Origin of the sequence: Methanohalobium sp. (assembly GCF_046546175.1) — an archaeon.
Taxonomy (GTDB): domain Archaea; phylum Halobacteriota; class Methanosarcinia; order Methanosarcinales; family Methanosarcinaceae; genus Methanohalobium.
The window spans coordinates 1-6,963 of sequence record NZ_JBKGYF010000087.1; the positions used below are offsets into that span (position 1 = coordinate 1).

Consider the following 6,963-nt stretch of genomic DNA (forward strand, 5'->3'; position numbering starts at 1 on the left):
TTAGTTCGTAATTCTCATCTCTCACATTTTCGGTAACCATTACGTGAAGTAATCGGTTATCTTTGACGAGGGAACTGTTTATGTAGAGTTCACCAACACCCCAGAACGCACCGTATGTATATACAGTTGGCATCAATCGGGTACTTTAACTTGTTGTACCATGAAGATGTCCATCAACAATCACACCACCAAAGAATGAATGTGCAGGTCCGACAGTAATGAGCTTCTTAAGTACAACTTTGTATTCTTTTTCACCATCAGGGTTGGTGAACCTGAACACACCATTAGCCACATCTTTTGATTGTTTAATATTATATGGAGTTCTATCAATCATCTTGGTATCAAAAGAGCCACTTATTACTGCATGTTCATCAGAAAATGGTTTTGAGATTGTGGTTTCGTTCCATTCGGTTCCACCATTTTAGGTGGTTTTGTCAGCGATAGGAACTCCAATGTCGTCTTCAAATCCCAGTGGCGCATCAGGTGTACCAAAGATTCTAGGGTCAAGTTCTCTGGGGCCTGGTAATTTCCAGTGCACCTCACCATCTTCTTCCTGAGACGCTTCAATACCATCACTTAAGTGCATTTGTATTTCTTCAGCATCTGCTGTTGCTCCCGCAGAACCAACAAGTCCTATTGTAAAACAAACAACGGTTATCAATCATATAAATGACACTTTTGTTTTCTTTTTCATAGTTACATTCTTGATATTATCTACCCCTCCCTTTGATTTTAAGTACCATACAAAATGAGGAATAGTAGTTATCTATAATGGGGAGAAATGAATTTACTGAATATAGTTTAGTGATTTCTTAAATGCAAATTCTCATTTGATCTAAATCATCAGTAAATGGTATTTTTTAGTAGAAAAGAATTATTATATATAAAACAACCATTAATCAGGGTTACAGGATGAAAACCAGAAAACTTGACCTACCTGAAAACATCATTCAGTTTTATCTGGATACAGGAATATATGAACTTTATCCTCCTCAGGCAGAAGCTGTTGAAAAAGGGCTTCTGAATAATAAAAATTTACTTGCATCCATTCCTACAGCATCGGGTAAAACACTTGTTTCCGAACTAGCCATGCTGAAATCCATCGCTTCAGGTGGTAAAAGTTTATATATAGTACCACTGCGTGCACTTGCATCCGAAAAATTTGAACGTTTTAGGGAGTTTGAATCTCTTGATATAAAGGTAGGTATATCCACAGGTGATTTTGATTCTACTGATGAGTGGCTGGGCTCAAACGATATAATTGTTGCTACTTCTGAAAAAGCGGATTCACTACTAAGAAATGAAACATCATGGATGAGAGATATAACAACTATTGTGGTGGATGAGGTCCATCTTCTGGATTCTGCTGATAGAGGTCCAACCCTTGAAATCACTATAGCAAAACTCCTGCGCCTCAATCCGAATGCACAAATTATAGCGCTATCAGCAACTGTAGGAAATGCAGGGGAAATTGCAGAATGGCTCGGTGCAGAACTTGTACAGAGTGAATGGCGCCCCATAGAGTTGTATGAAGGTGTGTACCTTGATGACAAAATTAATTTTAAGGAATCACAAAAAACAATCGAAAACATTGCTAAAGATACAGCAGTAAACCTTGTTCTGGATACTATAAATGAAAACGGACAATGTCTGGTTTTTGAAAGCAGCAGACGTAACTGCGCAGGATTTGCAAAAAAAGCAAGCACAAAGGTAGGCAAATCTCTTGATGACGATCTTCTATCCGAATTGAAAGAAATATCAGAAGAAGTGCTTGATACCAGTGAAACCAATACCACAAAAGAACTGGCAAGCTGTATTAAAAAAGGAACAGCATTCCATCATGCGGGTTTAAATTCTGCTCAGAGACGGATAGTAGAGGACAATTTTAGAAAAAATAAAATCAAGGTTATATCCAGCACCCCAACACTTGCAGCAGGTTTGAACCTGCCAGCTAGACGTGTTGTTGTGAGAAACTATAAACGCTATGACCCTAATTTCGGAATGCAGCCCATACCTACCCTTGATTATAAACAGATGGCAGGCAGAGCAGGGAGACCAAGACTGGACCCTTATGGGGATTCTGTCCTCATCTCGCGTACATATGATGAATATATAGACCTTCTGGAGCGTTATATAGATGCTGAACCAGAAGACATTTTGTCCAAACTGGGTACAGAAAATGCGCTTCGTACTCATGTATTATCAACCATTGTAAACGGGTTTGCAACTACGCAGCAGGGTCTGGTGGATTTTATGGATTCAAGTTTTTTTGCATATCAACAGCAAAAATGGAGTTTAATTGATGTTGTTGATGATTGCCTTGAATTTTTAAAAGATAATGATATGGTAAAGGATGACGGTGAACGGCTTTATGCCTCGCGTATGGGTCAGGTGATCTCCATGCTTTACATCGACCCGTTATCTGGTGCCATTATCATAGATAAACTCAAAAAAGCGGGTACAATTACAGACCTTACATTACTGCATATCATCTGTAGCACTCCAGATATGCGCCAGTTGTACATGCGTTCAAAGGATTATGAAAAAATCAATGAGTTCGTAATGACCCATGCTGAAGAATTCGTGGATGTTCCCGATCCCTTCAAATCCATAGAATACGAATGGTTCCTGGGAGAGGTAAAAACCACACTACTGCTTAATGAATGGATAAATGAAAAAACACTTGATAATATTACTTCAGAATTTGGAGTGGGGGAAGGTGATGTCAATGCCCTTTCTGATATCGCTGAATGGCTCATGCATTCAGCAGTAAACCTTGCCAATCTGGCTGATTTGGAAGGAGGAGATAAAGCACAGGAACTGGAAAAAAGAATACATCATGGTGTGAATTCTGATATTATAAAACTCGTTTCAATAAGAGATATTGGACGTGTCCGTGCACGTAGATTATATGAAGCAGGATTTAAGTCCGTTTCTGACCTTAAATACACAGATGCAAACACACTTGCAAAATATCTGGGACCAAAAATCGCGGTTAAAGTGCTTGAACAACTGGGTATTCAACCGGAAGATAATCAGTCTTTGGATACAGAAACGAATACCATTCGATCTTCTCCGGATAATCAGGGACAGAAAACATTCAATGACTTTTAATATTCATGGATACAATAATCAAAGAGGAATAATATGCTTTATAAACACCTGAGCAATATAACCAATGATGAAATGCAGAAAATAATCTCCCGCAGAGGCGGGTTGGATAGTGTTAAAGATAAGGTTTCAGCTATTTTAGAGGATATTCTGAAACATGGAGATGATGCTCTTAGAAAATACACCAAACAGTTTGATAATGTAGAGATTGAAGACATTGAAGTAAGCCAAAAGGAAATCAAAGATGCTATTCAGAATGTTGATGATGATTTTATAAAACATCTTGAAATCGCTGCTAAAAACATCAGAAAATTCCATGAAGCCCAATTGCCCTCTCAAAAGTGGTTTATTGAAACCGAACCTGGTATAGAACTGGGGTATAAAGTAACTCCTCTTAAAGGGGTAGGTGCATATGTACCAGGTGGTAGTGCATCCTATCCATCCACAGCGCTTATGACAGTAATCCCTGCCAAGGTTGCAGGTGTGGAAAATGTTGCAGTATGTACTCCTCCCAGACATGATGGCACAGTACATCCTATAACACTGGCAGCAGCAAAAATTGCAGGTGCTGACCATGTGTACAGACTGGGGGGTGCGCAGGCAATCGGTGCAATGGCTTATGGTACATCCAGTGTCACAAAGGTCGACAAAATCGTGGGTCCTGGCAATGTTTTTGTTACTTCTGCCAAAATGCTGGTTCGGGATAGGGCAGAAATTGATTTTCCTGCAGGTCCGAGTGAAGTATTAATTATAGCCGATGAATCAGCAGATGCCAGGATGGCAGCTTCAGATATAATAGCACAGTCTGAACATGACCCAAACGCGGTTTCCATTTTAGTAACAGCATCTAAATCTTTGGCTGAAGAAGTAAAAGTAGAAGTTCTGCAGCAGGCTGAACAGACACCCAGAAAAGATATTGTAAACAAATCTTTTGAAAATATAGCGATACTGGTTACTGAATCTCTAAAATCCTGTATTAACTTTTCCAATGATTTTGCACCCGAGCATCTTGAAATCATGGTGCAGAATGATGAAGAAGTGTTGAATGAGATTGAAAATGCAGGGTCAATTTTTGTTGGTAATTACAGTCCGGTTGCTGCAGGCGATTATGCTTCCGGGACAAATCATGTTCTTCCAACGTCTGGCTACGCAAAAATCTATTCAGGACTCAATATTAATCATTTTGTCAAATATTCAAGCATACAGAAAATCAGCAAAAAGGGACTGGAAAGTATTAAAGACACAATTATATCCATATCTGAAGAGGAAGGATTGTATGCTCACTCTGATTCAGTAAAGACCAGATTCTATAGGTGACATATAATATTTTTATAGTTTTTCATCGATAATTATTTAAAAGGTAAAAACATATAATTGTTTATTAAGTTATTTTTTTATATATAAATTCACAGTGGGGTAGTATATGAAAATAAGAGTTGTGAGTTCAAGGGAAGAAATCCCGAAAATAGATCCAAATGAAAAAGTGGTCCATTTTGCCTTTAGACCATCCAATAAGGATATATTCAGTCTTGTAAAAAAATGTCCTGATGTGGAAGTAATCCAGATTCCAAGTTCTTACAGGAAAACACTTTCCAAATCGATTGAAATGTTTCTGGATATGCAGGACATAAAACTCATAGAAGGGGATGTTTGGGGGCACAGAAAAGATATAAATGAATATTACAGCATTCCGCCAGCAGTAATTGACAAAATAAAGGAACTTAAATCCGAAGGCAAATCCAATGAAAATATTGCAGATAAACTATCACGTGAAGGTAAGATGAACAAGGAAATGCTGAGATATGTATTAGGTAAAGAACAATTAAATTAAGTAAAACTTTTACCTTTATCCAATTTTATTATTTTGTTGTGTTGTATTTGCTGTATTCGATGCAATCTTCAAGTGCCGCGTTCCTGAAACGTTTATTGAGGTTTGGTATAGCTGATAATGCCCGTTTCCAGTCGGGCATCAGTACATCAGATGTATTCCTGAAGTATTCGGTTTTTGACTGCTGTATAATATCTGCAAATGTATCTACATGTGTTTCTTCCTGGTGACGATTATACTTTAAATCATTGCAAATAGCATCAGCATGGTACTGTCTTATCAGGTCCTGTGCAAGACGTTTGTATTTTACACTTATACTGTGCAGCAGTGGGATTGAAATCTGGATATTTGTATTTTCACTGAGCAGGCGGATAAATGTTATAAATATGTCATTTGCCATTTTACTCAGGCCTTCGCTCACATCAGAACCCATTGATTGATGTTTGTGGTTATAGAATCCGAGGTCTATCTGAGAGATACGTTTCATTGTGGTATTCCTGTACACCTCTCCAAGAAGACCTACCTCAAATCCCCAGTCACTTGGAATTCTGATATTCATTGCAAGATCTTTTGTCATTGCAAATTCTCCTGATAAAGGATATCTGAAAGCCTGAAGGTATCGCAGGATTTCTGATGATTTATTGATATCTTTTACCACAGTTTCTATGAGAGGTTCGACAAATAGTCGATGGACGCGTCCAAACATCTGTCTGCTTTCTATATCGATTCTTGCATAATACCCCTTGTTGTAGAAAAAATCAAGTTCAGGTTCAATGATTGGATACAGCAGTTTAGCTGGCAAATACTTATCATAGGTTTTTATATCAGCATCATGAAAAGCAATAGCATATCCATATAAGCTTGCCACTCCAATCGCTATCCATACATCCTTACCTTTCCCTGTAAAAGGTGTTATATCAAGTTCTTTTTCTTTCATTTCTTCCATTATTTTTTGTATCCTTGGACCGTTGCACCAGACAACGATGTGGGGTATGTGCAGTTTTCCGAAAAAATCCAGAACTTCCCGATATTGGCTTGAATCTTCAGCTGAGAGTGCAATTGTGATCTGTTTGATATAATTGCTTTTGTTTAACTGGTCAAGGATAAGCTGTAGTGAGTCACTTTTAATTTCATCATATAGCATAGGTATAATGACCACACTAGGTCTAACAAGTGATAATTTACTGATTCGGTCAGCTATTTTTTGTCCGTTTATACCGCAATCATGGATAGTTGTTATCCTTTCCTGAGAAAAATCCATTAATCAATTCACCCCACAAATCAAAAAACTACGTTATAGCATTAAATATGTTTGATATTTTTTAATAATTATCCATGTGTGGTTTTATAACACATTTTATGATAATATTCCTTTGAAATTAAATATTTTGTGTTTTAAGGGTGGTACTGTTCAGTTAATTATGGTCATTTTTAACCTTGAAATTAATTAATAAGAGTAACATTTTTTATGATCACAAAGAAAATCCATCAAAATACTATGGAAAACCTCGAATCCCAAATTACAAAAAGAAAAAGGTGAATATCTTTTAACACTCACGAACCAGCAGTGTAAAATTAAAAATGGTTACCTCAAATTTTTTAGAATTATGAATATGAAAATTGAAACCAGGTTATCAGCTAAGCTAAAATTAACCACGTCAGAACAGTCCCTCTTGGTGTTGGTTATAAATGTAAAATAGTTTACGAACATGAAACACAAAACCATGAATTAAACCACGAAAATGTAGCTTCAATAGACCTGGGGGTCAATAATGTCATAACCATGGTAAACAACATCGGTAAAAAACCGATTGTTGTTAAGGGTGGCATAGTAAAAAGTATAAATCAATATTTCAACCTTGATAATCGGATACAATCAGGGTTGGAAGCAAGATTGTGGAATCGAAAAAAAAGAACAATCAAAAATTCGTGCAGATTCCATTTTTCAAATTGAAAAATCAAATCGAAGATAAATGCGAAGATGTAGGCATCAACGTGAAGTTTCAGGATGAATCCTACACATC

Annotated in this window: 8 protein-coding genes; 5 read left to right on the forward strand and 3 right to left on the reverse strand. The window is 37.1% G+C overall.

The annotated features are described in order from the left end of the window. Positions 1-145 precede the first annotated feature (145 nt). A complete protein-coding gene (locus ACLFMM_RS08420; protein WP_410808290.1) occupies positions 146-334 on the reverse strand; it encodes a hypothetical protein in 189 nt (62 codons plus the stop codon). A gap of 87 nt (positions 335-421) precedes the next feature. Continuing rightward, the gene (locus ACLFMM_RS08425; RefSeq protein ID WP_410808291.1) at positions 422-661 is read right to left on the reverse strand and encodes a hypothetical protein; all 240 of its coding nucleotides are present in this window, start codon (positions 659-661) and stop codon (positions 422-424) included. A 251-nt stretch (positions 662-912) separates the two neighbouring features. Here ACLFMM_RS08425 and ACLFMM_RS08430 point away from each other — a divergent pair, with 251 nt between their 5' ends. The 3 genes from ACLFMM_RS08430 (at position 913) to ACLFMM_RS08440 (ending at position 4,942) form a co-directional block, all read left to right on the forward strand. Beyond that, positions 913-3,114, forward strand: a complete 2,202-nt coding sequence (locus tag ACLFMM_RS08430; protein ID WP_410808292.1) for an ATP-dependent DNA helicase — start codon at positions 913-915, stop codon at positions 3,112-3,114. Positions 3,115-3,147: 33 nt separating this feature from the next. Next, positions 3,148-4,428 (forward strand): histidinol dehydrogenase, encoded by a 1,281-nt coding sequence (gene hisD, locus ACLFMM_RS08435; RefSeq protein ID WP_410808293.1) that lies wholly within the window; start codon positions 3,148-3,150, stop codon positions 4,426-4,428. Between the two features lie 106 nt (positions 4,429-4,534). Further along, complete coding sequence (locus ACLFMM_RS08440; protein ID WP_410808294.1) at positions 4,535-4,942, forward strand: DUF1699 family protein; 408 nt, start codon at positions 4,535-4,537, stop codon at positions 4,940-4,942. 28 nt (positions 4,943-4,970) lie between these two features. Here ACLFMM_RS08440 and ACLFMM_RS08445 read toward each other — a convergent pair whose 3' ends face one another. Continuing rightward, positions 4,971-6,200, reverse strand: a complete 1,230-nt coding sequence (locus tag ACLFMM_RS08445) for a glucosyl-3-phosphoglycerate synthase (RefSeq protein WP_410808295.1) — start codon at positions 6,198-6,200, stop codon at positions 4,971-4,973. A gap of 492 nt (positions 6,201-6,692) precedes the next feature. Here ACLFMM_RS08445 and ACLFMM_RS08450 point away from each other — a divergent pair, with 492 nt between their 5' ends. Next, positions 6,693-6,893 (forward strand): hypothetical protein, encoded by a 201-nt coding sequence (locus ACLFMM_RS08450; protein WP_410808296.1) that lies wholly within the window; start codon positions 6,693-6,695, stop codon positions 6,891-6,893. Next, on the forward strand, positions 6,836-6,963 hold a 128-nt coding region (locus tag ACLFMM_RS08455; RefSeq protein ID WP_410808297.1), incomplete at its 3' end, for an IS200/IS605 family accessory protein TnpB-related protein. The genes ACLFMM_RS08450 and ACLFMM_RS08455, both read left to right, overlap by 58 nt.